This window comes from Pseudomonas oryzihabitans, assembly GCF_014522265.1.
In the GTDB taxonomy this organism is placed as follows: domain Bacteria; phylum Pseudomonadota; class Gammaproteobacteria; order Pseudomonadales; family Pseudomonadaceae; genus Chryseomonas; species Chryseomonas aestiva.
Genome location: NZ_CP017024.1, coordinates 3263189 through 3287249, shown reverse-complemented (window position 1 = coordinate 3287249; position 24061 = coordinate 3263189). Strand labels below are relative to the sequence as shown.

The following is a 24061-nucleotide window of genomic DNA, read 5'->3' as shown; positions in this document are numbered from 1 at the left end:
TTCAGGGCGCCGGCGGCCTGTCGGCGCCCTGTGAAAAAGCTCGTACAACAACAACACGGAGCGATTTCCATGCAGACGTTCGACGTGCAAAGCACCGCCATCATCATCGGGATGGTGGTGGTCTACATCCTCTTCACCACCTGGCTCAGCATCCGCCTGCGCAGCCGCACCAGCGGCGAATTCATGGTGGCCGCGCGCAGCATGCCGGCCTTCGTGGTGGGTATCCTGATGATGTCGGAGTTCATCGGCGCCAAGTCCACGGTGGGCACCGCCCAGGCGGCCTTCGAGAGCGGTTTCGCCGCCTCCTGGTCGGTGATCGCCGCGGCCATCGGCTTCCCACTGTTCGGCCTGCTGATGGCGCGCAAGCTCTACGCCTCCGGCGAATTCACCATCTCCGGTTTCATCGCCCAGAAGTACGGCCTGTCCACCAAGCTGATGGTGTCGATCATCATGATCTACGCCCTCCTGCTGGTGAACGTGGGCAACTACGTCAGCGGCGCCGCGGCCATCGCCACGGTACTCAAGATCAACCTGCCCACCGCGGCCTTCATCACCGCCATCGTCAGTACCCTGTACTACGCGTTCGGCGGGCTGAACAGCGTGGCCTACGTCAGCATCCTGCATACCGCGGTCAAGTACGTGGGCGTGCTCATCGTCACGGGCGTGGCCCTGCACATGACCGGTGGTTTCACCCCGGTCATGCAGAACATGCCGGAGCACTACTTCACCTGGGACGGCGCCATTGGCGGCAGCAAGATCTTCGCCTGGATCATCGGTACCGTCGGGGCGATCTTCTCCACCCAGTTCATCATCCAGGCAATCTCCTCGACCAAGGATGCCCGGGCCGCGCAACGCTCCACCTTCCATGCCTCGCTGCTGTGCATCCCCATCTCCCTGGCGCTGGGCTTCATCGGGGTCGCGTCCAGGTACCTGCATCCGGAGATGAGCAGCCTCTACGCGCTGCCCGTCTTCCTGCAGTCAATGCATCCGGTGCTGGCCGGTGTGGTGACCATCTCCCTGGTCGCCTCCATCTTCGTCAGCGTCAGCACCGTGGCCCTGGCCATCGCCTCGCTGGTGGTCCGCGACTTCTACGTGCCGCTGCGCAAGCCCACGCCCGAGCGTGAATTCAAGGCCACCCGGGTGATCTCCCTGATCATCGGCTTCGTGCCGCTGTTCTTCGTGTTCTTCGTGCCCGAGATCCTCAACCTGTCGTTCTTCACCCGGGCGCTGCGCCTGTCCATCGCGGTGATCGCCATGATCGCGATCTACCTGCCGCTGTTCGCCACCAACCGCGGTGCGACCCTGGGCCTGCTGGCCTCGACCATCACCACCAGCGTCTGGTATCTGCTGGGCAATCCCTATGGCATCGACAACATGTACGTTGCCCTGGCGACGCCCGCCATCGTCGTGGTCATCGAACGTCTCTTCCCCCAGTCTGCCGCCAAAGCCGCCCCTGCCGAGGTCCCCCATGCCCACCACTGAAATCGCCATCGCCGGCCGCCAGGACAGCTTCCTGCCGACGCCCTATCCACAGAACCACGCCGCCAACCTGCTGGCTCAGCCCGACGGCACCCTGCTGTGCACCTGGTTCGCCGGGACCCAGGAAGGCAAGGCCGACATCTCGGTGCTGCTAAGCCGCCGCGATCCGGCTAGTGGTACCTGGAGCGATCCCGTGCAACTGTCGGACGACTCGACCCGCTCCGAGCAGAACCCCATCCTGTTCCAAGCGCCGAATGGCCCGCTGTGGCTGCTATGGACGGCCCAGGTGGCTGGCAATCAGGACACCGCTATCGTCCGTCGTCGGCTGTCCACGGATGGCGGCCACAGCTGGGGCGCCATCGAGACCCTGATCGACACCCCCGGGACCTTTGTTCGCCAGCCGCCGGTGGTGCTCGCCAATGGTGACTGGCTGCTGCCGATCTTCCATTGCATCGCCCGCCCCGGCGAGAAATGGGTGGGTAGCCATGACACCAGCGCCGTGCTGCTTTCCAGCGATCAGGGCCGCAGCTGGACCGAACATGCGGTACCCGAGAGCACCGGCTGCGTGCACATGAATATCCAGCTGCTGGGTGACGGCAGCCTGCTGGCGCTGTTCCGCAGTCGCTGGGCCGACTTCATCCACGCCAGCCGCTCCCAGGATGGCGGGCGCAGCTGGAGCGTCCCCACCCCGACGGCCCTGCCCAACAACAACTCCTCCATCCAGTTCGTTCGCCTCACCAGCGGCGAACTGGTCGTGGCCTACAACCCCACCAGCGCCGCCGACTACAGCGAACGCCGCGCCTCGCTCTATGACGAGATCGACGACGGCGACAGTCGCGTCGATCCGGTGGCGAAGGACGGTGAGCGTAGCGCCGTCTGGGGCGTGCCGCGCGGCCCCATGAGCCTGGCCGTGTCCACGGATGAGGGTCAGAGCTGGCGGCGCCTGGATATCGAGGCTGGCGATGGCTATTGCCTGACCAACAACTCCACCGAAAAGCTCAATCGCGAGTACTCCTATCCGAGCCTGGTGCAAGCGCCCGACGGTGATCTCCACCTGGCTTTCACCTACTTTCGTCAGCGCATCAAGCACGTCCGCCTGCCGCTGGCCGCGCTGCGTTAGAGGAGACGGCGATGACAACTCAGCCTCATGCCCTGATTACCGGCGTCAGCTCCGGCATCGGCGCCGCCATCGCCCAGCGCCTGCTCGCCGAGGGCTGGCAGGTGACCGGCCTCAGCCGCCGCCCGCCCGAGCAGCCGCACCCGGCGCTGACCTGGATCGGCGTCGACCTGGCCGATGACCAGGCACTGGATGCCGTGCTGGCTGATATTGGCCCGCTGGACGCCATCGTCCATGCGGCGGGCTTCATGCGTACAGCACCGCTGGGCACCCTGGATCCGGCCGATGGCGCCGCCATGTGGCACCTGCACGTCGCCGTGGCCAGCCGGCTGGTGGACCGCCTGATCGAGCGCCTCGCCGCAGGCGGTCGTATCGTGCTGATTGGCAGCCGCACTATGCAAGGCGCAGCTGGACGCAGCCAGTACGCCGCCACCAAGGCAGCCCTGGTGGGTCTTGTACGCTCCTGGGCGCTGGAGTTGGCCTCGCGTGGCATCACCGTGAACCTGGTGGCGCCCGGGGCGACCGAGACGCCCATGCTGCGCGATCCGGGTCGCGCCGGCACGCCGCCGCGACTGCCGCCACTGGGTCGCTACGTGCAGCCCGAAGAGGTCGCGGGCCTGACCGCCTTCCTGCTCGGTCCGGATGCCGGCGCCCTCACCGGCCAGACGCTGACGGTCTGCGGTGGCGCGTCGCTGTGATGTGGGGGAAGCGTGACTGCGCTAGAGTAGCGCGGTCTCTCCCGATGGATTCCTCATGAAGGTCGCCAAACGTCGCCAGGCCATCCTCGAACTGGTTCTCGCCGGTCACACCAACGTCGAAACCCTGTGCCGGCATCTGGGGGTGTCCGAAGCCACGGTCCGCCGCGACCTGACCGCCCTCGCGGAAGAAGGCCAGATCCTGCGGACCTATGGCGGCGCGACGCACATCGGCACCCGTGAGCCCGAACCGTCCCTGGAGCAACGCAGCAACCAGTCCGGTCCGGAAAAGGCCCTGCTGGCCCGCGCCGCCCTCGCCCATATCAACGACCACGACACCCTGGTGCTGGACGGCGGCACGACAACCGCAGCCCTGGCCAAGCTGCTCAACGAAAGACGTGGTCTGCACGTCATCACCAACAACCTGCTGGCGGTGCCGCTGCTGCGTGATCTGCCTGAAGGCCACGTCACCCTGCTCGGCGGCGACCTGCGCCCCGGCAGCATGTCCACCTTCGGCCCGGCGGCCTTCACCATGCTGGAGCGGCTGTCGGCCGACAAGGTCTTCCTCAGCGCCGACGGCGTGGTCGCCGGCCGCGGCCTTTGCGAGGCCAGTACCGAGCAGGCCTACCTCAAGGAGCTGATGATCCAGCAGGCCGCCGAGGTCTTCGTGCTTGCCGACTCGACCAAGCTGGGGCGTGATCGCCAGCAACACTGGACGCCGCTCAAGACGGACTGGACGCTGATCACCGATGCGACGGCGAGCGAGGTCCTGACCCCTTCAGGCAGCAGGGCCTGGTAAGGGTCGAAGTGGTGTCCTGAGCGACCTGCCCCCGGCGTCGCCAACCGCGGGTGATTACGGATAGGCGCACCGCCTCACGCGAGTCGATGCGCCCTGCCTCACTCCCCCGCCGCGACGATGGCGATCTCGACCAGCAATTCCGGCGCCGCCAGCCTGGACTCCACCGTAGCCCGTGCAGGTGCCTGCCCTTCCGGGGCCCAGGCGTCCCACACCTCGTTCATGCCGGCGAAGTTGGCCTGGATGTCCGACAGCCACACCTGGGCGCTGAGGATGCGCGTTTTGTCCAGGCCGACCTTGGCCAGGTAGTCGTCGATCTTCTGCAGCACCTGCGCGGTCTGCCCCTTGATGTCCTGGGTGCGATCATTGGCCGTCTGGCCGCCGACGAAGGTGATGCCGCCCTTGTACTGGACGACCCGGCTCATGCGCTGGTTGGTTTCGATACGGGTAATGGGTTGCATATAGGCTCCTTGGGTTGCCTGGGGGTTGAGAAATCTCTGTGGAAGCGATCGATGGCAAAGGCCGCGAGATCGATGGGTGAAGACTCGCCCAGCACCAGCTGCGCGACGCGCTGGCCGGTGCCGAGACTCATCTGGAAACCGCTGCCGCAGTAACCGAACGAGTAGGTCAGGCCACTGGCGCGACTGCTGCTTGAGATGACGGGCAGATCGTCTTCGGTGAAGGCTTCGATACCGGACCAGGCGCGGTTGATGCCCAAATGCCTGAGGTGCGGAAAGAGATCCGTCACGGTCTGGGCGCTGGTCACGAGCCGAGCGATATCGACCTCGCCGTGGCGGGCATCGAAGTCCAGGGCTCCGATCAACTTGCCGCCAATGACCACCGTGCCGTTGTCGAATTGCTTGAAGGACAGGGCGCGGCCGGTGGCGCCGAGTACCTGCCTGCAGAAGGGCGCTACCCGGTGGGTCACCATCAACATCAGGCCTTGCGGATAGGTGGGTACCGGCTCGCCCACTTCGGCAGCCAGGCGCCCCGCCCAGGCACCGGCCGTCACCACCAGCTGGTCCGCCGCGAACCGCCCTTGGCGCGTCTCGACCTGCCAACGGGTGCCTCGCTGCATGATGGCTAGCGCAGGCGTCTGCTCATGCAGCACCACGCCCAGGCGCTCCGCTGCCTGCCGAACCGCCGTCACTACCCGGTAAGGCGTCGCGTAGCCATCGTCCGCCACCCAGATGCCTCCCACCACATGGGGCGCCACCGTCGGCAGGAGTTCGAAGACCTCCTGCCGATCGACGAGCACCTCATGGGAGAAACCATGCGCCTGGAGGTGAGCGACTCGGTCCCGACATTCCTGCAGCTCCTCGTCGCTTTCGGCCAGCTTGAGCTGACCGCTGGCGACAAAGCTCGCATCCGTCCCCAGCAGCGCCGGCAGGTTGTGCCAGAGCGCGCGCGACGCCAGCGCCAGGGGGATTTCCGCCAGGTGCCGGCCAAGCGTCCGCACCCCGCCGGCGTTCACCCCGGAGGCATGTCGCCCGGCATAGTCGGCTTCGAGCACGACCACCCGCACGCCGCGCTGCGCGAGATGCCAGGCCGTGCTCAACCCATGCAGCCCGGCGCCAATGACGATCACGTCCGCCGTCCTGTCAGCCACTGGCGAGTTCTCCCAGGGTGATGGGTTTGATCGGTGGCCGAATGCGGTAGTAGCCCACCTCGTCGGGCGTGAGTCCGCGTGACTTGGCGATGATCTCGGTGACGGTCAGTCCGCACATGCGTCCCTGACAGGGACCCATGCCGCAGCGCCCGAAGGATTTCGCCTGATTGGGCCCGCTGCAGCCCAGCTCGACGAAGCGCCGGACGTCGCCCGCCGTTACCTCTTCGCAGCGGCAGATGGTGACGTCGTCACGCGCGGGAATCCGGTTCTCCTCGCGCGGGCGATACAGGGCATCGAGGAAGGGGCGGATACGCAGGTTGCGCTCCAGCTCCGCACGCAAGGGAGCGGCCTGGGCATCGCGCTGGGCCGGGGTGATCTGGCCAAGACTACGCGCCAGCCCCAGTGCCGAGAGTTGTCCTTGCAGCGCGGCCGCCTGGGCACCACCGATGCCCGCGCCATCGCCGGCCACCGAGATGAAGGGCACGTCGAGCGCGCCCCACTGATCGACTTCCGGGACGAAGCACAGCTGCGCGTCATCCCAACGATGCTGGGCCCTGAGCGCCTGGGTGAACTGGATGTTCGGCACCACACCCTGGTGCAGCAGCACGGTGCTGGCCGGCAAGCGATGCGACTGCCCATCGACGACGAAGCGAAGCGCCTGCGCCTGCGCCTGCCCTTCCCCCTCGACCTGGAGTTGTTCGGCACCGGTGTAGTGCGGGACCTCTCCTTTGCGCAGGGCGCGCAGCAGCGAGACGCCCTTGCGCAGATAGGGCCAGGCCCGCAGCGCCGCCAGCAGGTGCCCACGGGCGCGCCAGTAATCCTCACGTCGACTGGTGTCCACCAGGCCCGCAATGGGTATACCCGCCCGCAGGTATTGCCAGCCGAGCAGGTAGAGCAGCGGTCCGCACCCGGCCAGCACCACCGGTCCCTGCGGACCGATGCCAGCGGTCTTGAGCAGGATCTGCGCGGCTCCGGCGGTCATCACACCGGGCAGGGTCCAGCCGGGAATGGGAAAGGGTCGCTCCATCGCACCGGTCGCCAGCAGCACGGCCCTGGCGGCGAAGGAGCGTACCTGTCCGTTCTTGAGATAGTGCACCTGACGCTCGCGGGTGATCTGCCAGACGGAGGCACCCGTCTCATGGCGCAAGGTCGTGCTCTTCACCGCATTCGCCAAGTCGGCGCCAGCCGCATAATCCGGCCCGAGCAGCGTACGCCGTGCCGCTGAGGCGCTGTCGATACCGCGATAGATCTGTCCGCCCACCGCCGACTGCTCATCCAGCAGCACGACGGAGAGTCCCAGGTCCGCCAGGGTGCGGGCCCCGGCCATGCCGGCCGGGCCCGCGCCGATGACGACGACGTCCACAGGTTCGAGATTCATGGCTGCACCTCCATCACCACGGGTTCGGCAGCGGTGAAGGGCAGCTCCCGGGCGCCCTGCTGCGAACGGATACGCATGCCGTCGGCCGCCTCGATCAGGCAGCTCTGGCGACTCGGCACCCCGTCGATCTCAACCAGGCATTCGAAGCACACGCCCATCATGCAATAGGGTGCACGGGCTTCACCGCCCACCGGCGAGGTGCGGAACTGCCGTACGCCGGCCAGCAGCAAGGCGGCGGCAACCGTGAGACCGCTCGGTACCTGGAAGGCCTGGTCATCGAAGGTCAGGGTGATGAGGCGGCCGCCTTCGGCATCGATGCGGCGAAACAAGGAATCAGTGGGCATGGGAAAACACCTCCCCCGTAAGAAAACGTTCGCCAGCGAACACCGCCAGCTCTTCCGGCTGAACACCGCCGCGGACCCAGGGCGCGATCCGGGTCGCGTGCGCCGCGGCCAGGGTCACGCCGCTGTGGCAGGTGACGACGAAGGCACCGGGATGCGAAGCGGACTCCTGATAGATCGGATAGCCGTCCGGGCTCATGACGCGCAAGGCGCCCCAGGCGCGCACCAGGCGTACATCAGCCAGCAGCGGAAAGGTGTTGACGCCGCGCTGGGCGATCCGGGCGAGCACGTCGGTAGTGGTCAGGTCGTTGAAGCCGACCTCCTCCATGGAATCGCCGAGCTGCACGCTGCCCTCGTCGGTCTGGCGCACATTGATCGTCGGGTAGTCGAGGAAGGGGCGAACCCGCTCACTGACCAATACCTGCCCCCGATTCGGCGCGACCGGCGCATGCAGCCCGACCTGCTCCCCCAGCGCTCGATTGCCCAGGCCTGCCGCCAGCACCAGGCGCGGCGCGGTGAAGCGCTGCCCCGGCGTGACCACGGCGAATTCGCCCGGCGCGGAATCGATCCGCTCGACCGACATCCGCCCCAGTATCGTCGCCCCGTGGTGCCGCGCCCCGGCGTACAGAGCGCGCAGCAGCTTGAGCGGATTCACGTGGCCATCCATGGGCGTGTAGCTCGCCCCGACGACCTTCGGACCGATACCGGGCAAGCGTGCCCGCAGATCTGCTCGGTCGAGCATCTCGAAGGGGTAATCACCCAGGCCCGCCTGCATACCGGCCAGCCGCGCCTGCCGCTCTGCCAACTCCTGATCGGAAAAGCACATATGAAAGCCGCCGGGCTGCTTCAGGCGGACATCGACGTCCGTCTCCTGCAGCAAGTCCTCGGCCAGCCCTGCCCAGGCCAGCGCCGAGGACCGCGTCCAGCGGGAATATTCGAGGCGGTCGAAGCCCTTGCCCTGCACCCAGACCAGGCCGAAGTTGCCTCGCGAGGCGCGGAAGGCGTCATCGCCCTGGTCGAGCACCAGCGTCCTGGTACCGGCCTTTGCCAGGCCATAGGCGACCGCCATGCCGACCAATCCACCGCCAACCACGATGACCTCTGCCGAGGTGGACATGCTGCTGTCGTTCATTGCTTCTCTCCGATCAGCACGCGATCCAGGCCAACGAGCCGATCCAGCAGCAGCATCACCGCCAGGGTCCCCAGGATCAGCACCGTAGAGGCCGCCGTGATCAGGGGATCGATGGTCTGGGCGATCTGGTTGTACATGGCGACCGGCAGGGTCGTGGTGCCTGGCGTGGCGACGAAGACCGTCATGGTCAGCTCGTCGAAACTCTGGATGAAGGCGAGCAGCCAGCCACCCACCACGCCGGTGCGGATCCGCGGCAGGATCACCCGCCAGAAGGTCTGCAGCCGATTGGCGCCCAGGGACAGCGCCGCGTGCTCCGCATCGCGCTCGAGGCCGATGGTGGACGCCAGGGTCAGCCGCAAGGCATAGGGCAGCACGACGATGACGTGGGTGATGCTCAGGGCCCACAGCGAGCCGCCCACCTGGGCGAGGGAAAAGAAGCGCAGGAAGGCGATCCCCAGCACCACCGAGGGAATCATCAGCGGCGACATCAGGAAGCCCGTGATCGCCCCGCGGCCGGGAAAGTCGTAGCGACTGATGGCCAGCGCCGCGGGGACCGCTAGCAGGGTGGCGACCGTCGCCGACACCAGGCCCAGCTTGAGCGACAGCCAGAAGGCATCGACCATTTCCTGATTGGCCCACAGTGCCTGGAACCAGCGCAGCGACAGGCCACCGGAGGGCAGCGAGATGAAGCCTTCGCCGGTAAAGGACACCGCCATCACCACCACCAGCGGCGCGACGATGAAGGCGATGAAGAGCGTATGAAAGGCAAGGGAGAAGAAACCGTTCCGGTACATGGCGATCACTCGAAGACGTGTTTGAAACGGCGCTCGGCCAGCCGGCTGCAGCCCACCACGATCACCAGGTTGGCGATCAGCAGTAGCACCGCGATGGCGGCGCCCAGCGGCCAGTTCAGCGAACCCAGGAATTCGTCGTAGGCGGCCGTGGCGACCACCTTGAGGCGACGTCCGCCAATGATCGCGGGGGTGGCGAAAGCCGAGGCCGCCAGGGCGAAGACGATGATCGAGCCCGAGAGGATCCCCGGCACGATCTGCGGGAGCACCACCCGCCTGAAGGTCGTCATCCGCGAAGCGCCCAACGACAGGCCGGCCTGCTCCACCTGCAGATCGAGCTTCTGCAGGCTGGCCCAGACGGCGATCACCATGAAGGGCACCAGCACATGGGTCAGCGCCAGCACCACGCCGAACTGGGTGAACATCATGCGGATAGGGAAATCGATGATGCCCAACGCCTGCAACGCCTGGTTGATCAGCCCGTTGTTGCCCAGCAGGATGGCCCATCCCAAGGTGCGCACCACCACCGAGATGAGCAGCGGACCGAGCACCACGAGCAGGAATAGCGACCGCCAGGGTGCTCGCATGCGAGCGATGATGAGCGTCTCCGGCACGCCGATCAGGACCGAGCACACGGTCACGGCGAGCGCCATTCCGCCCGTACGCAAGAAGATCTCGTGGAAATAGTCGTCGCCGAATACCTCCAGGTAGTTGGCGAGCGAGTACACGGGAATGACGCCCTTGGTGTCGCTGAACAGGTTCAACGACAGCATGGCCGTAAGCACCAGCGGCGCTGCCAGCAAGGTCAGGAACACGAGGAGCGCAGGCCCGGTCAGCAGCCAGGGCGCGCTGCCGACACGCTCGGCATCATAGGTGGTCATGGGACACCTCCCGGCCGAGCAGGCGCAGGTCATCGTCCAGCCAGGTCAGGCCCACCTCCTCCCCTTCCAGCGGCGGCGGCGCGCCGAGGTTTGGTTGCGTCAGATTCACCGGCCCCAGGTGGCTCTCGACACCGATCAGCCAGAGGTTGCCGAGGAACACCCGCATGCGCACCGTGCCGCGCAAGCGTGCGTCGGCAGGATCGGCCAGGCGAATCTTTTCCGGACGCAGGTAGACGTTTACATCGCCGTCGAACTGATGCCCCTCATGAGGGACGTGCAGCATCAGGCCATCGACCTTGACCTCGTAGCAGCGTGGCTTGCGGTTATGGACGGCGCCAGGGAAGGCATTGGTCTTGCCCAGGAAGCTCGAGGCGAAGGGCGACTGGGGCCGCTCGTAGGTCTCGAACGGCGAACCGATCTGCACGATGCGCCCGCCGTGCATCACCGCGATGCGGTCGCTCATGGTCATCGCTTCAACCTGGTCGTGGGTGACCAGGATGGTGGTGATGCCGAGGTCGCGCTGGATGGCGCGCAACTCGATGTGCATGTCCTCGCGCAGCTTGGCGTCAAGGTTCGACATCGGCTCGTCCAGCAGCAACAGGTCCGGGCGGATCGCCAGTGCCCGGGCGATGGCCACCCGCTGGCGCTGCCCGCCGGACAATGCCTTGGGATAGCGTTCGCCCAGGCCCTGCAGCCTAACCATGTCGAGCGCCGACTTCACCAGCTCTGCCCTTTCGCTACGCGGGACACCGCGCATCTCCAGGCCGAAGCTGACGTTCTCGGCCACGGTCATGTGGGGAAACAGGGCATAGCTCTGGAACACCATCCCCAGTCCGCGCTTTTCCGGGCGGACATGGGTGATGTCACGACCGTCCAGCACGATGCGCCCGGCGCTGGGCTGTACGAAACCCGCAACACTTTGCAGCGTCGTGGTCTTGCCGCAACCCGAAGGGCCGAGCAGGGAAAGAAATTCGCCTTTCTCCACGGCCAGATCGAGTCCGGCAATGGCGGTGAAGTCACCATAGGTTTTGACGAGTCCGTCGAGGATCAGGAAAGCCATGGGCATGCCTCCGGCGATCACGAGGGCGTGATCACTGTTCGTACAAGGGAGGTGGGAGCGACCGGTTCCTAGGGAAAAACCAGCCACTCGATCATTGAGCGAGTCGGAACCGGACGATGGTGAAATGGATTCAGGGCTTGGCGCTGTGGCGGGTAGATAAGTAGCCCGAAGGCGCCTTCCTCCCCAGCCGCAATCCCGGTGTCACTTCATCGCCGTCTGGTCGACATGCCCTTTACCGCTCGATGGTCCTGTTCCAGCGCGTCGTCCACTCGGAACGCTTCTGGTTGATGGTGTCCCAATCGACCTTGAGCAGGCTGTCGACCTTTTCCTGTCCGTAAGGCATACGGGCAGCCAGTTCTGGCGGCAGCTTCACGGTGCGATTCACCGGCGCGAAGCCGTTACTTTCGGACTGGATCTTCTGGATTTCTGGCGACAGCACGTACTGAATGAATTGCTGGGAGAGTTCGGACTGCGCATTGGGCGTGACGGAGCAGGCGGCCACCTGGAGGGCTACGGCACCCTCCTTCGGATAGATGAACTTGAGCGGAAAGCCGGTGTTCTGCAACGCCACCGCCCGGCCACTGCCGTACACCGCCATGACCACATCACCGTTCTGCATCATCCCGTCCATCTCGCCCGGCGCACTCACCCAGGCCAGCACGTTGGGCGCGATCTTCTTCTCGAACACCGCGAAGCCCGGATCGATGTCTTTCTCGCCGCCGCCATTCAGCCGCGCCATCTCGATCAGTGAATGCAATCCATAGGTATTGGTGATCGGCGGCATGCCCAGCAGTTGCCGATATTTGGGATCTTCAAGATCGGTCCAGGACGTCGGGGCCGCCCAACCGCGCTTCTTGAAGGCTTCTTCGTTGTAGCCGATCCCGGTGGCGACCATACCCACTGCCGTGGCCTCGGGACTCAGGCGCGCCAGGGGATACAGGTCCTGGTAGACAGGCGCATCCGTGAGCTTTTCGCAGAACCCAAGCTGCAGCGCCTGGTACATGGGGCCGTCGTCCATCATGGCGACGTTGATCTGCTGCCGCCCCTTCTGCGCCTGCAGCTTGGCCAGCGTTTCAGTCGAGTTGCCCGACACATACACGACCTTGACCCCATGCGCCTTCTCGAAGGCGGGAATGACGCGGGTCTTGTACATCTGCTCGGTAGAACCGCCGACGCCGGCCACGTAGAGCGTCGTTTCAGCGTGAGCGGGAAGCGTCATGCCAGCGCCCGCTGCGGCCAACAGCAGCGCGGACAACCCCTGACGCAAGGAGATGGATGAGGTACGGACGAGATACGGACTGGTCACGGGCAATGCTCCCTTTTTTGCGTTGCGGCAGATCGAGAACGTCGTGAGAACACGACCGGAAGATCCATGCATCCGCCTCCGAGGACATCGCGGTAACCGCCATTCGGAAACGCTTTCTTTTTATGGGGCCATTTGGCTTGTGACCGAGTATTGTCAGCCTAAACCCATAGGGTCAAATACGAAGGTACGGGTTAAGTATTCATATTTGATATGGAGAGCTCTGTTGAATCTCAGGCAGATCGAAGCCTTCCGCAGCGTGATGCGTCTAGGCTCCATGACCGCGGCCGCCGAAGCCCTGCACACCTCGCAGCCCAATGTCAGCCGACTTATCGCCCAGCTTGAGTTGAGCACCGGACTCAAACTGTTCGAGCGCGCGGGGGTACGGCTGATACCCACGAAGGAAGGCAGCGCCTTCTTCCAGGAAGTGGAACGGGCATATGTAGGGCTGGACAGCCTGCGTCAGTCAGCCAAGAACATCCGTAACCTCGGTACCGGCCGCCTGCGTATCGCCGCGGTACCCTCTACCGGACTCACGCTCATTCCCCACGTCATCAAGGACTTCGTTGCGACCCGTCCAGAGCTGACCGTCTCCCTGCACATGAACGCCTCGCCCACAGTGGTGCAGTGGGTGCAGTCTCAATTCTGCGATCTTGGCGTAGTAGTCCAGCCCAGCGACGCTGGCCCTCTGGAAACACTACTGATCACCCGACTCCGCGCCGTCTGCGTGCTACCACCAGGCCATCGCCTAGCGTCACGGGAGGTCATCAGGGCTCAGGATCTCCACGGCGAGAACTTCGTCTCGCTCTGCCACGGCGACGGCACCCGCGAGCAGATGGACAGGGTCTTCGAGCAGGCCGGTGTCGAACGCAAGCTCGCCGTGGAAGGCCAATACAGCTCAATCACCTGCGAAATGGTGGCCGCCGGAATGGGCGCAGCCCTCATGAGCCCGAACGTCGCCCAAGACTTCCTGCACAAGGGCATCACCATCCACCGCTTCGAGCCCGAGCTGTTGTTTCCGGTTTACGTAGTTGCACCGGCGGGGTCGGGCCAGACGCCGCTGGCGACGGACTTTATTCAAGCTTTACGTAAGCATTACTCGATTCATTTCCCTTACTAAAACCATTCGCAGGGCTTATTTAGCACCAAAGTGATCCGGGCGATCGGTTCTCACGGCGTGGTTCAAGAATACGAAAGAGGAATTGGGCACGAGCATCGAGCAGAATGCGCTCCCCTGCGGCGAGCTTTAGAGGCAGCCACGGTGCTTGACCAGCCACCAGAGTTTCGATAGTCGCCATGCGGGCGCGCTCAGATAGCTGAGGAAAATGACAGGATCAATAGCGCCGATCATCGCTGCGGGCTGGCCTCGCTGAGTAGATCAGCTGCCTCACTGTGAAAGATGGACGCAAAGTCATAAATTCGGGCGAGGTGAGGAATGAGGGTCAGGACGTCTATGCTGATCAGCAGGATGTGAATCATGCAAAGGTATACTTAATGAGACTGATTCAGAACGCCGGCCAAGACCGAGTGATCGATTTGCTCAACGAGCGAATGAAAGCGGATCACCAGCTAGCCTGTGCCTCCCCAAGGCTCTCCTTGTTTGCATTCTCTGAACTGGCCAAAGCCCTTGCTCAGCTGCGCAAAGTTCAGTTGATTCTGCCGTCCGATAGCGAGAGCCTGGAACTGCTCGGCGGAGAAGCAGACCGAGCCGCACGTAATCGCCTCACTACCCGAAGCCTCGCCAAACGCTGCCACGATTGGCTGAATGCCAAGGTCGAGCTGAAACGCGCTAATTCAGTTATCCCTCAAGGGATCGGTTTACTGAGGGATGCTGTCGGCGCGCCCGACCAGGTCGTCATGGGCTCCTTCGCGCTGACCACCGATGGCCTCGGTATCACGCCGGGCAACCCCATGAGCCTGATCCAAGCCAGCGAGTCGCCCCAGGAGGCGGCCATGTTTGCACCTTGGTTTGATAACCAATGGCAAACCCTGAATGCCCGCCCCGGCGATAAAACCGAGCTGCTGAATGCACTGCGCGAAATTGCCGAGCAGCGCTCGCCGGCCACGCTGTACAACCTGGTTCTCCATCAGCTCTTCAAAGAAAAGGACGACGGGCTGGATGAGGATCGCGTGGTGAAATCCGCCACTGGCATCCGCAACACGGTGGTTTGGAACAAGCTCTTCAAATTTCAACGCGATGGCGTCGTGGGGGCCATCGACAAGCTCAACCGCTTTGGCGGCTGCATCATTGCCGACAGTGTGGGCCTGGGTAAGACCTTCGAAGCACTTGCCGTCATCAAATACCACGAACTGCGCAACGACCGTGTGCTGGTGCTGTGTCCAAAGCGCTTGCGTGACAACTGGACGCTCTACAAGGCAAATGACCGGCGCAACGTGCTGGCGTCAGACCGTTTCAACTATGACGTTCTCAATCATACCGACCTTTCTCGCGAGGCCGGACTTTCCGGCGACCTCGATCTGTCCCACATCAACTGGGGCAACTATGACCTGGTCGTGATCGATGAGTCGCATAACTTCCGCAACAAGAAAGCCCCACGCCAGGGGCAGGAAACACGCTACGACCGCCTCATGCGCAGAATCATCCGCGAGGGTGTAAAAACCCGAGTCCTGATGCTGTCCGCCACCCCGGTCAACAACCGGCTGGCTGACCTGCGTAACCAGATCGCTTTCGTGACCGAGGGTGATGACAACGCTCTGTTTGAGCACGGTATCAGCAGCATCGAAGCCACCACCCGCAAAGCCCAGCTGCAGTTCAATCGCTGGCTGGATCTGGACGAGCGCGAGAAGACCCCGGAGCGCCTGGTCGAAATGCTTGGCTTCGACTACTTTACCCTTCTCGACCTGCTGACCATCGCCCGCTCGCGTCGACATATCGAGAAGTACTACGGCACCACCGAAACCGGCCGTTTCCCCACACGCTTGCCCCCGATCAACATCAAGGCTGACGTGGATGCTGCTGGGCAATTTCGCGCCATTCGCGAAATCAACCAAGAGATTCGCCGGCTCAACCTCGCAAGCTATGCGCCGCTGCGCTACGTCCTGCAGCACAAGCAAGCGGCTTACGACGCCAAATACAGCACCGAGATCCGCGGTGGCGAAAGCTTCTTCCGCCAGGCTGACCGCGAGGAGAGTCTGATCCACCTGCTGCGCATCAACGTCCTCAAGCGCATGGAAAGCGCGGTGTCGTCGTTTGCGCTGACCCTCGAACGGCAACTCAAAGATGTCGAACGCACCCTCGAACGTATCGAGCAGCACGCCCACGAAATTGAAGAAATCGACATCGCCGATGTCGACATCGACGATCCGGCGTTTGAAGCACTGCTGGTCGGACGCAAGGTCAAGGTGCTACTGAGTGACGTCGACCTGGTGCGCTGGAAGCAAGATCTGCTGGAAGATCGCAATCGCCTGGCCACGCTGCTATCTGCAGCACAACAAGTACAACCCCAGCGTGATGCCAAACTGGCAGAGCTGCGCAAGATGCTCGCTGAGAAGTGCCAGAGCCCGATCAATCCTGGCAATCGCAAAGTCATTATCTTCACCGCCTTTGCCGACACGGCGCGCTACTTGTACGAGCAGCTCGCCTCCTGGGCCAATGAAACCTTGGGCGTGCAAACGGCCTTGGTCACCGGCTCCGGCCGCAACCAAACTACGATCCCCGGTCTGCGTACCGATCTGGCATCCATACTGACTACCTTCTCTCCACGCTCGAAAGAGCGCCCTGCCGACATGGCCGAGGAAGGCGAGCTGGATCTGCTGATTGCCACCGACTGCATTTCCGAAGGCCAAAACCTGCAGGACTGCGACTGGCTGATCAACTACGACATTCACTGGAACCCGGTGCGGATCATCCAGCGCTTTGGTCGAATCGACCGTATCGGTTCACCCAACCAGCACATCCAGTTGGTCAACTTCTGGCCCAATATGGAGCTGGAGGAATATATCAACCTGGAGCAACGCGTCAGTGGTCGTATGGTTCTGCTAGACGTATCCGCCACCGGGGAAGAGAACCTGATCGAAGCGCAGTCCGGCGATGCGATGAACGATCTGGAATACCGCCGCAAGCAGCTGCTCAAGCTGCAGGATGCCGTCATCGACCTGGAAGACCTGTCCAGTGGCGTATCGATTACCGACCTCACCCTCACCGACTTCCGTATCGACCTCGCCCAGTACCTCAAGGCCCATCCGGGGGTGTTGGAGAACATGCCGCTGGGTGCCTGTGCCATCACTACAACACGTGACGAGGACATACCGCCCGGCATTATTTTTTGCCTGCGTGCTGAGGGAGAAGCCGCCGACAAGATCAGCGATGGCTACCCACTTGCACCCCACTACCTCATCCATGTGGCAGAAGACCAAACCGTGCTACTGCCCTTCACCCAGGCCAAGCGCATTCTGGATCGCCTCAAGCGCCTGGCCCTTGGCCGCGAACTGCCTGACGCCACCGCTGGCAACCGATTCGACGAGCTCACCAAGCTAGGCGAAGACATGCGCTATGCACAAAGCCTGCTGGCAGCTGCAGTGTCATCCGTAGCCGGCAAGAGTGAAGAGCGGGCCGTCGCCAGCTTATTCAACCCAGCCGGTAGCCATGCGATGAAGGGCGAGTTCGCCGGCAGCAACGACTTCGAAGTGATCGCCTTCATGGTCATACTGCCCCAGGAGTGAGCCGTGGTTGCCGAGGACATCATTGCAGCCCTGCAACTACCTGAGCAGGCACGGGTCAATCAGCGCGTATCCAAAAAGCTGCTGATCGATAATCTGGCTCCGACAGCAGCGGATCGCCAGCAGATCAATGAAGGCATTGAGGAGGTCCAGTGGGTTGCCGCGCTAAAGCCCGGCAATTGCGGCATACCCGCTTACCGCGACGCCCAACGTGAATACGTGGAAGTCGCCGTGCTGCGCCTCACCCTGCGCCCGTCAGCTCGACCAGCCAGGCTCATTGAACTGCTGCACCGCGCCGTCCCTCACCCAATCTTGCTAATGGTCAGCACACCGGAATCGGTACAGCTCTCCCTCAGCCATAAACGTTGGGCGCAGAACGAAGCCAGCAAGACCGTGCTCGATGGTGAAATCACTACCGCTACGGTGCTGCCAGCCGCCCCTCAGATCACCACAGCCTTTCTCGATGCGATCAGTCTGGAGCGTCAACCGCGTAGTGACCTGAGCGTCTTTTATCAGGGCTGGGTAGATACCTTGCTTGCCCTGCAGGCAGCGCAGCACACGGGAAGTTTTCGCGCCGTCAACAACCTGCTCGATGCCTCTGCCCGACGCCAAGCCCTGCAAGCCTGCATCGAGCTACAAGGGCAGATCGCCACATTGCGCGCCCAGGCGCAAAAGACTCAGCAGATTGCCCGTCAGGTGGAGCTAAACCTGCAACTGAAGCAGCTACAGCAAGCGCTCAGCGAAGCCCAAGCAAGACTCTAGGCCGATGCTTCTAGCAAGCAGCAAAACCTGGCCGCCAAGCATTAAAAGGCTGTCGAAATGGAATACCATGCCAGCCAGCATTACACCGCGCCTGCAAACACATACGTGCAGGTAGATCGTGAAGGAAATAGCGAATGACCATGCAAAAAATCGACGCACAGTCGCCGGAAGCGCACAGCGCCGACCTCAAGGCCGAGAACATCGACAAACTCAAAGCCTTGTTCCCTGAGCTGATCACCGAAGGCCCCAATGGCGTGGCCGTCAACCAGGACGTGCTCAAACAGCTAGTCGGCGACGCCACCGTAACGGACGCCGACGAAAAGTACGGCCTGAACTGGCACGGCAAGCGCGCAGCGCGCCAACTGGCGCTCACGCCCAGCACCGGTACGCTACTGTCCTACCCGGATGAAAGTGTGGATTGGGACACTACACAGAACCTGATGATCGAGGGCGATAACCTCGAAGTACTCAAACTGCTGCAAAAGAGCTATGCGGGCAAGGTTAAGCTGATCTATATTGACCCGCCCTATAACACTGGCAAGGATTTCGTATATCCGGATAACTTCCAGGACAGCATCCGCAACTACAAAGAGATTACTGGCCAAGTTAACTCCGACGGCATTTCAAACAGCAGCAACACAGAGACCAGCGGGCGATTCCATACCGACTGGCTAAATATGATTTACCCTAGACTTAAACTAGCGCAAAACCTACTGCAACAAGACGGTGCAATTTTCGTCTCTTGCGATGAGGGTGAGCAAGCCCGACTGCGCGTTGCGATGGATGAGATCTTTGGCGAAGAGAATTTTGTAGCGGATATGGTCTGGGCTGCCGGCCGCAAGAATGACTCCCGGCTAATATCGATTTCTCACGAGTACATAATCTGTTATGCACGCAACAAAGCGTTCCTAACGGAACAAAAAATTGAGTGGCGACAGCGCAAAAAAGGCCTTGAAGACATTTATGCGCAGTACGAAAAGCTGAAGCGTGAATTTGGCGCTGATACTGTTGCTATGACAGCAGGTCTTAAGAGCTGGTACCGGGACCTTGCAGATGGTCATCCGGCCAAAGCACACAAGCACTACTGCCAGATAGATACAAGCGGGATTTATTTCGCGGCGGATATTTCCTGGCCAGGTGGCGGCGGTCCAAAGTATGAGGTTTTGCATCCAGTCACACAAAAGCCAGTCAAGGTACCCGCGCGAGGATGGATTACACCTTCCCCGGATAAAATGCAGGGCTGGATAGACGAAAATAGAGTCCATTTTGGTGTTGACGAAACATCAGTCCCTTGCCTCAAGGCCTATCTTAAGGATCAAGAATACCAAGCTCCTTACAGTGTTTTCTATCAGGATGGTCGGGCTGCGACTAAGCGCCTTCGCGAACTTATGGGAGAAGACTGTTTCGATTTTCCTAAGGATGAGACAGTCTTACAGGAACTCATCGGAATGATGACCAGCGAAGGCGATTTAATAGTAGATTTTTTTGCAGGATCGGGCACAACCGCGCACGCAGTTATGGCGCAGAATGCCCTGGACATGGCCAATAGACGCTACGTTGTTGTGCAACTTCCTGAGCCGCTATCTTCTGAGAATAAAAATCAGAAAGCAGCGGCTGACTACTGCGACGCAATGGGGAAACCCCGCACAATTTCCGAATTGACCAAAGAGCGTCTTCGTAGAGCCGCAAAAAGAGTTAAAGCAAAAAATCCTAGTTTTTCTGGTGATACAGGTTTTCGAGTCTTTAAACTTGACACTAGTAACATCCGCGTATGGAACCACGCACCAGCTGACTTAGCGGCAGATCTTTTAGCTCACGAAAACCACCTTATTGAAGGCCGGAGCGAATCTGACATTCTCTACGAGCTGCTGCTTAAGCTCGGTCTGGACCTGTGCGTCCCCATCGAGCAGCAGCAGATCGCCGGCAAAACCGTGCACAGCATCGGCGGTGGCGTTCTGCTGGCCTGCCTGACCGAGCAGATAACCCGCGGTCAAGTGGAAGACCTGGCTCAGGGCATTGTTGCATGGCACAAGGCGCAAGCCCCAGCCAGCGACAGCACCTGCGTTTTTCGCGACAGTGCCTTTGCCGACGACATTGCCAAAACCAACCTGGCCGCAATCCTCAGTCAGGCTGGCATCAAAAACGTGCGGAGCCTGTAAAATGGCCGTGCCAGCGCAACCCAAGATTTACCATATCTGCCATGTGGACCGTTTGCCGTCCATCATCGCCAGCGCTGGCTTGCTGTCCGATGCGGTACTGTTGAATCAGGCGTTGCCAGGCACTGTCATTGGCATGAACCATATCAAGCAGCGCCGCCTGCAACTGGAGCTGGATAGCCATCCGGGCCTGCATGTCGGTGAATGTGTGCCGTTCTACTTCTGCCCACGCTCGGTGATGCTGTTCCTGATCAGCCGGGCCATCAAGACCTCGCCTACAACGGCGGCCAAGGGCCTATCGTGCATTTGCAGGCTGACCTGCATGCGACCGTACAGTGGGCTAATGCCCAAGCCAGACGCTGGGCATTCACATTGTCCAATGCAGGTTCGAACTACTTCGAGGATCGTGCAGATCTGGCGCAACTGAACGAGATCGATTGGGATGCCGTCGCAGCGCGGATCTGGCACCAGTGCAAAGAGCCTAAGCAAGCAGAGTTCCTACTTGAACAGAGCTTTCCATGGCACTTGGTCAAGCGTATCGGCGTACAGTCGCGGCAAATTTATACGCAGGTAGCGAATGCACTGCCTGCACAGGGGCATAGACCAGCGGTCGAGCTGCGCCCTGAGTGGTATTACTGAGTGAAGAGCCTGTCATGATCGAATTTACCAGCGGCGACATCCTGCGGGATGACTCCGAAGCCATCATCAACACCGTGAACTGTGTCGGTGTAATGGGCCGTGGCATTGCCTTGCAGTTCAAGAATATGTGGCCGGAGAACTTCAAGGCTTACGAGGCGGCCTGCAAGCGTGAAGAGGTGCAGCCTGGCCGGATGTTCGTGTTCGACACCAACCAGCTCACGTCGCCACGTTACATCATTAACTTCCCTACCAAGCGCCACTGGCGTGGCAAGAGTCGCCTGCAAGACATAGACGCAGGGCTCAGCGCCCTGGTGGCCGAGATTCACCGCCGTGGTATCCGCTCCGTCGCCATCCCACCGTTGGGCAGCGGTTTGGGTGGGCTTGATTGGGCAGAGGTGCGCCCGCGTATCGAAGCAGCCATGGCCGATCTACCGGACGTGCACGTGCGCGTCTACGAACCCAAGGGCGCCCCCGCTGCAGACACCATGCACCACAGTCGCGAAGTGCCGAGCATGACCGCTGGGCGCGCCGCACTGGTGGAGCTGATGAATCGCTATGTTCGCGGCCTGCTTGACCCAACGATTAGCCTGCTGGAAGTACACAAGCTGATGTACTTCATGCAGGCAGCGGGCGAGCCGCTGCGCCTCAAGTACGTCCAAGCCCCTACGGCCCGTACGCCGAGAATCTTCGGCACGTATTGCGCGCGATTGAAGGTCATCTGGTCGCGGGTTATGCAGACGGCGGAGATGCCCCAGAAAAGCCGTTGACGCTGGTGCCTGGCGCAGTCGATGACGCTAACGCCTTCCTGGAAGCGAATGCTGAAACCCGCGCCCGATTCGACCGCGTCGGAGAGCTGGTAGAAGGCTTTGAAACGCCCTTCGGCTTGGAGCTGCTTGCGACCGTGCACTGGATCGTCAAAGAGGGTGATCCAGTTTCCAGCGTCGAAGAGGTAGTCGCCCGCACCTACGCCTGGAACGCTCGCAAGAAGCAATTCACGCCACGCCAGATCGGTATCGCCGTAGATGTACTGGCAAGCAAAGGCTGGATCGAGCCCATAGCCCTGAGCGCCTGAAAAGACACCCTGAATCTGACTCCCCCTGCCGCCTCGCGGCATGGGGAGTCGAGCAGCTAACTGACAGAATTTCTCACCCTTGCCTGAAGGCGAGCTTGAAAATGGATTGAACATGAAACTGCACTTCGAGCCGGATCTCGACTATCAACTACAGGCTATCGAAGCGGTATGCGATCTGTTCCGTGGCCAGGAAGCGTGCCGTACCGAGTTCACGGTCACCATGAAGGCCCCTGCCCCGGCCGAAAGCGACCCGAGCGACGCGCCACAGCAGTTCGCCCTGGGCATTGCCGAATCCGACCTGGGCGTTGGTAATCGCCTGACCCTGCTTGATGATGAACTGCACAAGAACCTTAGAGACATCCAACTGCGCGGCGGGCTCCCGCCTTCCGGCTTGCTCACGTCAGGCGACTTTACCGTCGAAATGGAAACCGGCACGGGCAAAACCTACGTGTACCTGCGCAGCATCTTTGAACTGAATAAACGCTACGGCTTTACCAAGTTCGTCATCGTGGTGCCGTCGGTTGCGATCAAGGAAGGCGTCTACAAGTCCCTGCAGATCACCGAGGAGCACTTCAAAAGCCTTTATGCCGGCGTGCCCTACGACTACTTCCTGTACGACTCGAACAAGCTCGGCGAGGTGCGCAACTTTGCGACCAGTTCAACCATCCAGATCATGGTGGTGACCGTAGGCGCGATCAACAAGAAGGACGTCAACAACCTCTACAAGGACAGCGAGAAGACCGGCGGCGAGAAGCCCATCGACCTGATCAAGGCAACTCGCCCGATCCTCATTGTCGACGAGCCGCAGAGCGTCGATGGCGGCCTTAAAGGGGCCGGCAAGACCGCCCTGGATGCGATGAACCCGCTGTGCACCCTGCGCTATTCCGCAACTCATGTAGACAAGCACCACATGGTCTACCGGCTGGACGCGGTGGACGCCTATGAGCGCCGCTTGGTCAAGCAAATCGAGGTGGCCTCGGCAACGATTGAGGATGCCCACAATAAGCCGTTTGTGCGGCTGGTAGCGGTCAGCAACAAGCGCGGCACGATTTCAGCCAAGGTCGAGCTGGATCTGGGCACAGCCACAGGTGGCGTATCCACCCAAGAGGTCACGGTTTACGACGGCGACGATTTGGAGCAGGCAACCAAGCGCGCCGTCTATAAAGACCTTCGCATCGGCGAAATCAACACCGCCAAAGGCGAGGAGTTCGTCGAGCTGCGCTACCCAGGTGGCGAGAAGTACCTGCGCATTGGTGAGGTCCATGGCGGCGTGGAACCGTTGGCGATTCAGCGCGAAATGATCCGCCGCACGATCAAGGAGCACCTGGACAAGGAAAAGCGCTTTCGCCCCATGGGCATCAAGGTGCTGTCGCTATTTTTCATCGATACGGTCGAGCGTTATCGCCAGTACGACGCTGACGGCAATCCAGTGAAAGGCGTGTACGCGACCATCTTCGAAGAAGAATACAAACGTTTCGCCAAGCACCCGGACTACCAAAGCCTGTTCAGCGAGGTCGACTTCAACCACAGCGCTGAAGAGGTGCATAACGGCTACTTCTCCATCGACAAAAAGGGCGGCTGGTCTGACACCGCTGAGAATAACGCCGGCAACCGAGAGAACGCTGAGCGCGCCTACAACCTGATCATGAAGGACAAGGAAAAGCTGCTCAGCTTCAGCACACCGCTGAAGTTTATCTTTTCCCACTCGGCACTCAAGGAAGGCTGGGACAACCCCAACGTGTTCCAGCTCTGCACACTGCGGGACATTCAATCCGAGCGTGAGCGCCGACAGACCATCGGCCGCGGCCTGCGCCTGTGCGTCAACCAAAACGGCGATAGGGTGCGCGGGTTCGAGGTGAACACCCTCACCGTGATTGCCACTGAGAGCTATGAAGCCTTCGCTGAAAATCTGCAGAAAGAGATTGAAGAAGACACGGGCATTCGCTTCGGCATCGTCGAGGAGCACCAGTTCGCTGCTGTTGCCATCACCAGCGCAGATGGCGAGTCAAAACCGCTTGGCTTTGAGCAATCAAAAGTACTCTGGGATTTCTTGAAAGCTCAGCAGTACGTGGACGCCAAGGGCAAAGTGCAGGACTCACTGAAGCAGGCACTCAAAGATGGCCTGCTGCAACTCCCCCCGAGTTCGAGGCGCAGCGCTCACAAATAGTTG

The 24061-nt window shown here is 61.7% G+C and carries 22 protein-coding genes; 13 read left to right on the top strand and 9 right to left on the bottom strand.

Annotated elements, in window-relative coordinates; translation table 11 throughout:
- Positions 1-69: 69 nt before the first annotated feature.
- The 4 genes from BGI51_RS15160 to BGI51_RS15145 are packed head-to-tail and all read left to right on the top strand — an operon-like array spanning position 70 to position 4090.
- On the top strand, positions 70-1482 hold the full coding sequence (locus BGI51_RS15160; RefSeq protein WP_187978849.1) for a sodium:solute symporter family protein: 1413 nt from the start codon (positions 70-72) through the stop codon (positions 1480-1482).
- Positions 1469-2599: a sialidase family protein gene (locus BGI51_RS15155; RefSeq protein WP_187978848.1), complete on the top strand. Its 1131-nt coding sequence runs from the start codon at positions 1469-1471 to the stop codon at positions 2597-2599. Before BGI51_RS15160 ends, BGI51_RS15155 begins: the two co-directional genes overlap by 14 nt.
- Before the next feature lie 11 nt (positions 2600-2610).
- Positions 2611-3294 (top strand): SDR family NAD(P)-dependent oxidoreductase, encoded by a 684-nt coding sequence (locus tag BGI51_RS15150; RefSeq protein ID WP_187978847.1) that lies wholly within the window; start codon positions 2611-2613, stop codon positions 3292-3294.
- Between the two features lie 55 nt (positions 3295-3349).
- Positions 3350-4090, top strand: coding sequence for a DeoR/GlpR family DNA-binding transcription regulator (locus BGI51_RS15145; RefSeq protein ID WP_187978846.1), 741 nt, complete (start codon positions 3350-3352; stop codon positions 4088-4090).
- A 98-nt stretch (positions 4091-4188) separates the two neighbouring features.
- Here BGI51_RS15145 and BGI51_RS15140 read toward each other — a convergent pair whose 3' ends face one another.
- From BGI51_RS15140 to BGI51_RS15100, 9 genes are all read right to left on the bottom strand, one after another.
- Positions 4189-4548: a RidA family protein gene (locus tag BGI51_RS15140; protein WP_187978845.1), complete on the bottom strand. Its 360-nt coding sequence runs from the start codon at positions 4546-4548 to the stop codon at positions 4189-4191.
- Positions 4509-5675: an NAD(P)/FAD-dependent oxidoreductase gene (locus BGI51_RS15135; RefSeq protein ID WP_252977092.1), complete on the bottom strand. Its 1167-nt coding sequence runs from the start codon at positions 5673-5675 to the stop codon at positions 4509-4511. The genes BGI51_RS15140 and BGI51_RS15135 overlap by 40 nt, the downstream gene beginning before the upstream one ends.
- A gap of 13 nt (positions 5676-5688) precedes the next feature.
- Positions 5689-7074, bottom strand: a complete 1386-nt coding sequence (locus BGI51_RS15130; protein WP_187978843.1) for an NAD(P)/FAD-dependent oxidoreductase — start codon at positions 7072-7074, stop codon at positions 5689-5691.
- Positions 7071-7418, bottom strand: a complete 348-nt coding sequence (locus tag BGI51_RS15125; RefSeq protein ID WP_042135778.1) for a (2Fe-2S)-binding protein — start codon at positions 7416-7418, stop codon at positions 7071-7073. The genes BGI51_RS15130 and BGI51_RS15125 overlap by 4 nt, the downstream gene beginning before the upstream one ends.
- Positions 7408-8547, bottom strand: a complete 1140-nt coding sequence (locus BGI51_RS15120) for an NAD(P)/FAD-dependent oxidoreductase (RefSeq protein WP_187978842.1) — start codon at positions 8545-8547, stop codon at positions 7408-7410. Before BGI51_RS15120 ends, BGI51_RS15125 begins: the two co-directional genes overlap by 11 nt.
- Positions 8544-9341, bottom strand: a complete 798-nt coding sequence (locus BGI51_RS15115; RefSeq protein ID WP_042135782.1) for an ABC transporter permease — start codon at positions 9339-9341, stop codon at positions 8544-8546. Before BGI51_RS15115 ends, BGI51_RS15120 begins: the two co-directional genes overlap by 4 nt.
- A gap of 5 nt (positions 9342-9346) precedes the next feature.
- A complete protein-coding gene (locus BGI51_RS15110) occupies positions 9347-10219 on the bottom strand; it encodes an ABC transporter permease (RefSeq protein ID WP_187978841.1) in 873 nt (290 codons plus the stop codon).
- Positions 10206-11279 carry an ABC transporter ATP-binding protein gene (locus tag BGI51_RS15105; protein ID WP_187978840.1) on the bottom strand — a complete coding sequence of 358 codons (1074 nt, stop codon included), beginning with the start codon at positions 11277-11279 and terminating at the stop codon, positions 10206-10208. Before BGI51_RS15105 ends, BGI51_RS15110 begins: the two co-directional genes overlap by 14 nt.
- A 232-nt stretch (positions 11280-11511) precedes the next feature.
- A complete protein-coding gene (locus BGI51_RS15100; protein ID WP_252977091.1) occupies positions 11512-12585 on the bottom strand; it encodes an ABC transporter substrate-binding protein in 1074 nt (357 codons plus the stop codon).
- Positions 12586-12808: 223 nt separating this feature from the next.
- Between BGI51_RS15100 and BGI51_RS15095 the strand changes: the two genes are divergently transcribed.
- From BGI51_RS15095 to BGI51_RS15065, 9 genes are all read left to right on the top strand, one after another.
- Complete coding sequence (locus tag BGI51_RS15095; RefSeq protein ID WP_187978839.1) at positions 12809-13702, top strand: LysR substrate-binding domain-containing protein; 894 nt, start codon at positions 12809-12811, stop codon at positions 13700-13702.
- Between the two features lie 374 nt (positions 13703-14076).
- On the top strand, positions 14077-17265 hold the full coding sequence (locus BGI51_RS15090) for a helicase-related protein (protein ID WP_187978838.1): 3189 nt from the start codon (positions 14077-14079) through the stop codon (positions 17263-17265).
- Between the two features lie 3 nt (positions 17266-17268).
- Positions 17269-18024, top strand: coding sequence for a DUF4391 domain-containing protein (locus BGI51_RS15085; RefSeq protein ID WP_187978837.1), 756 nt, complete (start codon positions 17269-17271; stop codon positions 18022-18024).
- A gap of 134 nt (positions 18025-18158) precedes the next feature.
- Positions 18159-20183, top strand: coding sequence for a site-specific DNA-methyltransferase (locus tag BGI51_RS15080; RefSeq protein WP_252977090.1), 2025 nt, complete (start codon positions 18159-18161; stop codon positions 20181-20183).
- Between the two features lies 1 nt (position 20184).
- The gene (locus tag BGI51_RS15075) at positions 20185-20607 is read left to right on the top strand and encodes a DUF4433 domain-containing protein (protein ID WP_252977089.1); all 423 of its coding nucleotides are present in this window, start codon (positions 20185-20187) and stop codon (positions 20605-20607) included.
- Complete coding sequence (locus BGI51_RS24085) at positions 20499-20819, top strand: DUF4433 domain-containing protein (RefSeq protein ID WP_437179452.1); 321 nt, start codon at positions 20499-20501, stop codon at positions 20817-20819. Before BGI51_RS15075 ends, BGI51_RS24085 begins: the two co-directional genes overlap by 109 nt.
- 14 nt (positions 20820-20833) lie before the next feature.
- Positions 20834-21586, top strand: a complete 753-nt coding sequence (gene darG / locus BGI51_RS15070; protein WP_252977088.1) for a type II toxin-antitoxin system antitoxin DNA ADP-ribosyl glycohydrolase DarG — start codon at positions 20834-20836, stop codon at positions 21584-21586.
- Entirely contained in the window at positions 21583-21891 is a 309-nt protein-coding gene (locus BGI51_RS23530; protein WP_252977087.1) for a hypothetical protein, read from the top strand. Before darG ends, BGI51_RS23530 begins: the two co-directional genes overlap by 4 nt.
- A gap of 112 nt (positions 21892-22003) precedes the next feature.
- Positions 22004-24058 carry a DEAD/DEAH box helicase family protein gene (locus BGI51_RS15065; RefSeq protein WP_252977086.1) on the top strand — a complete coding sequence of 685 codons (2055 nt, stop codon included), beginning with the start codon at positions 22004-22006 and terminating at the stop codon, positions 24056-24058.
- Positions 24059-24061 lie beyond the last annotated feature (3 nt).

Excerpts from the sequence above, each read along its gene's own strand:
- BGI51_RS15160 (WP_187978849.1), top strand. The coding sequence starts at position 70 with ATGCAGACGTTCGACGTGCAAAGCACCGCCATCATCATCGGGATGGTG.
- BGI51_RS15155 (WP_187978848.1), top strand. The coding sequence starts at position 1,469 with ATGCCCACCACTGAAATCGCCATCGCCGGCCGCCAGGACAGCTTCCTG.
- BGI51_RS15150 (WP_187978847.1), top strand. The coding sequence starts at position 2,611 with ATGACAACTCAGCCTCATGCCCTGATTACCGGCGTCAGCTCCGGCATC.
- BGI51_RS15145 (WP_187978846.1), top strand. The coding sequence starts at position 3,350 with ATGAAGGTCGCCAAACGTCGCCAGGCCATCCTCGAACTGGTTCTCGCC.
- BGI51_RS15140 (WP_187978845.1), bottom strand. The coding sequence starts at position 4,548 with ATGCAACCCATTACCCGTATCGAAACCAACCAGCGCATGAGCCGGGTC.
- BGI51_RS15130 (WP_187978843.1), bottom strand. The coding sequence starts at position 7,074 with ATGAATCTCGAACCTGTGGACGTCGTCGTCATCGGCGCGGGCCCGGCC.
- BGI51_RS15125 (WP_042135778.1), bottom strand. The coding sequence starts at position 7,418 with ATGCCCACTGATTCCTTGTTTCGCCGCATCGATGCCGAAGGCGGCCGC.
- BGI51_RS15120 (WP_187978842.1), bottom strand. The coding sequence starts at position 8,547 with ATGAACGACAGCAGCATGTCCACCTCGGCAGAGGTCATCGTGGTTGGC.
- BGI51_RS15115 (WP_042135782.1), bottom strand. The coding sequence starts at position 9,341 with ATGTACCGGAACGGTTTCTTCTCCCTTGCCTTTCATACGCTCTTCATC.
- BGI51_RS15110 (WP_187978841.1), bottom strand. The coding sequence starts at position 10,219 with ATGACCACCTATGATGCCGAGCGTGTCGGCAGCGCGCCCTGGCTGCTG.
- BGI51_RS15105 (WP_187978840.1), bottom strand. The coding sequence starts at position 11,279 with ATGGCTTTCCTGATCCTCGACGGACTCGTCAAAACCTATGGTGACTTC.
- BGI51_RS15090 (WP_187978838.1), top strand. The coding sequence starts at position 14,077 with ATGAGACTGATTCAGAACGCCGGCCAAGACCGAGTGATCGATTTGCTC.
- BGI51_RS15080 (WP_252977090.1), top strand. The coding sequence starts at position 18,159 with ATGACCATGCAAAAAATCGACGCACAGTCGCCGGAAGCGCACAGCGCC.
- BGI51_RS15075 (WP_252977089.1), top strand. The coding sequence starts at position 20,185 with ATGGCCGTGCCAGCGCAACCCAAGATTTACCATATCTGCCATGTGGAC.
- darG (WP_252977088.1), top strand. The coding sequence starts at position 20,834 with ATGATCGAATTTACCAGCGGCGACATCCTGCGGGATGACTCCGAAGCC.
- BGI51_RS15065 (WP_252977086.1), top strand. The coding sequence starts at position 22,004 with ATGAAACTGCACTTCGAGCCGGATCTCGACTATCAACTACAGGCTATC.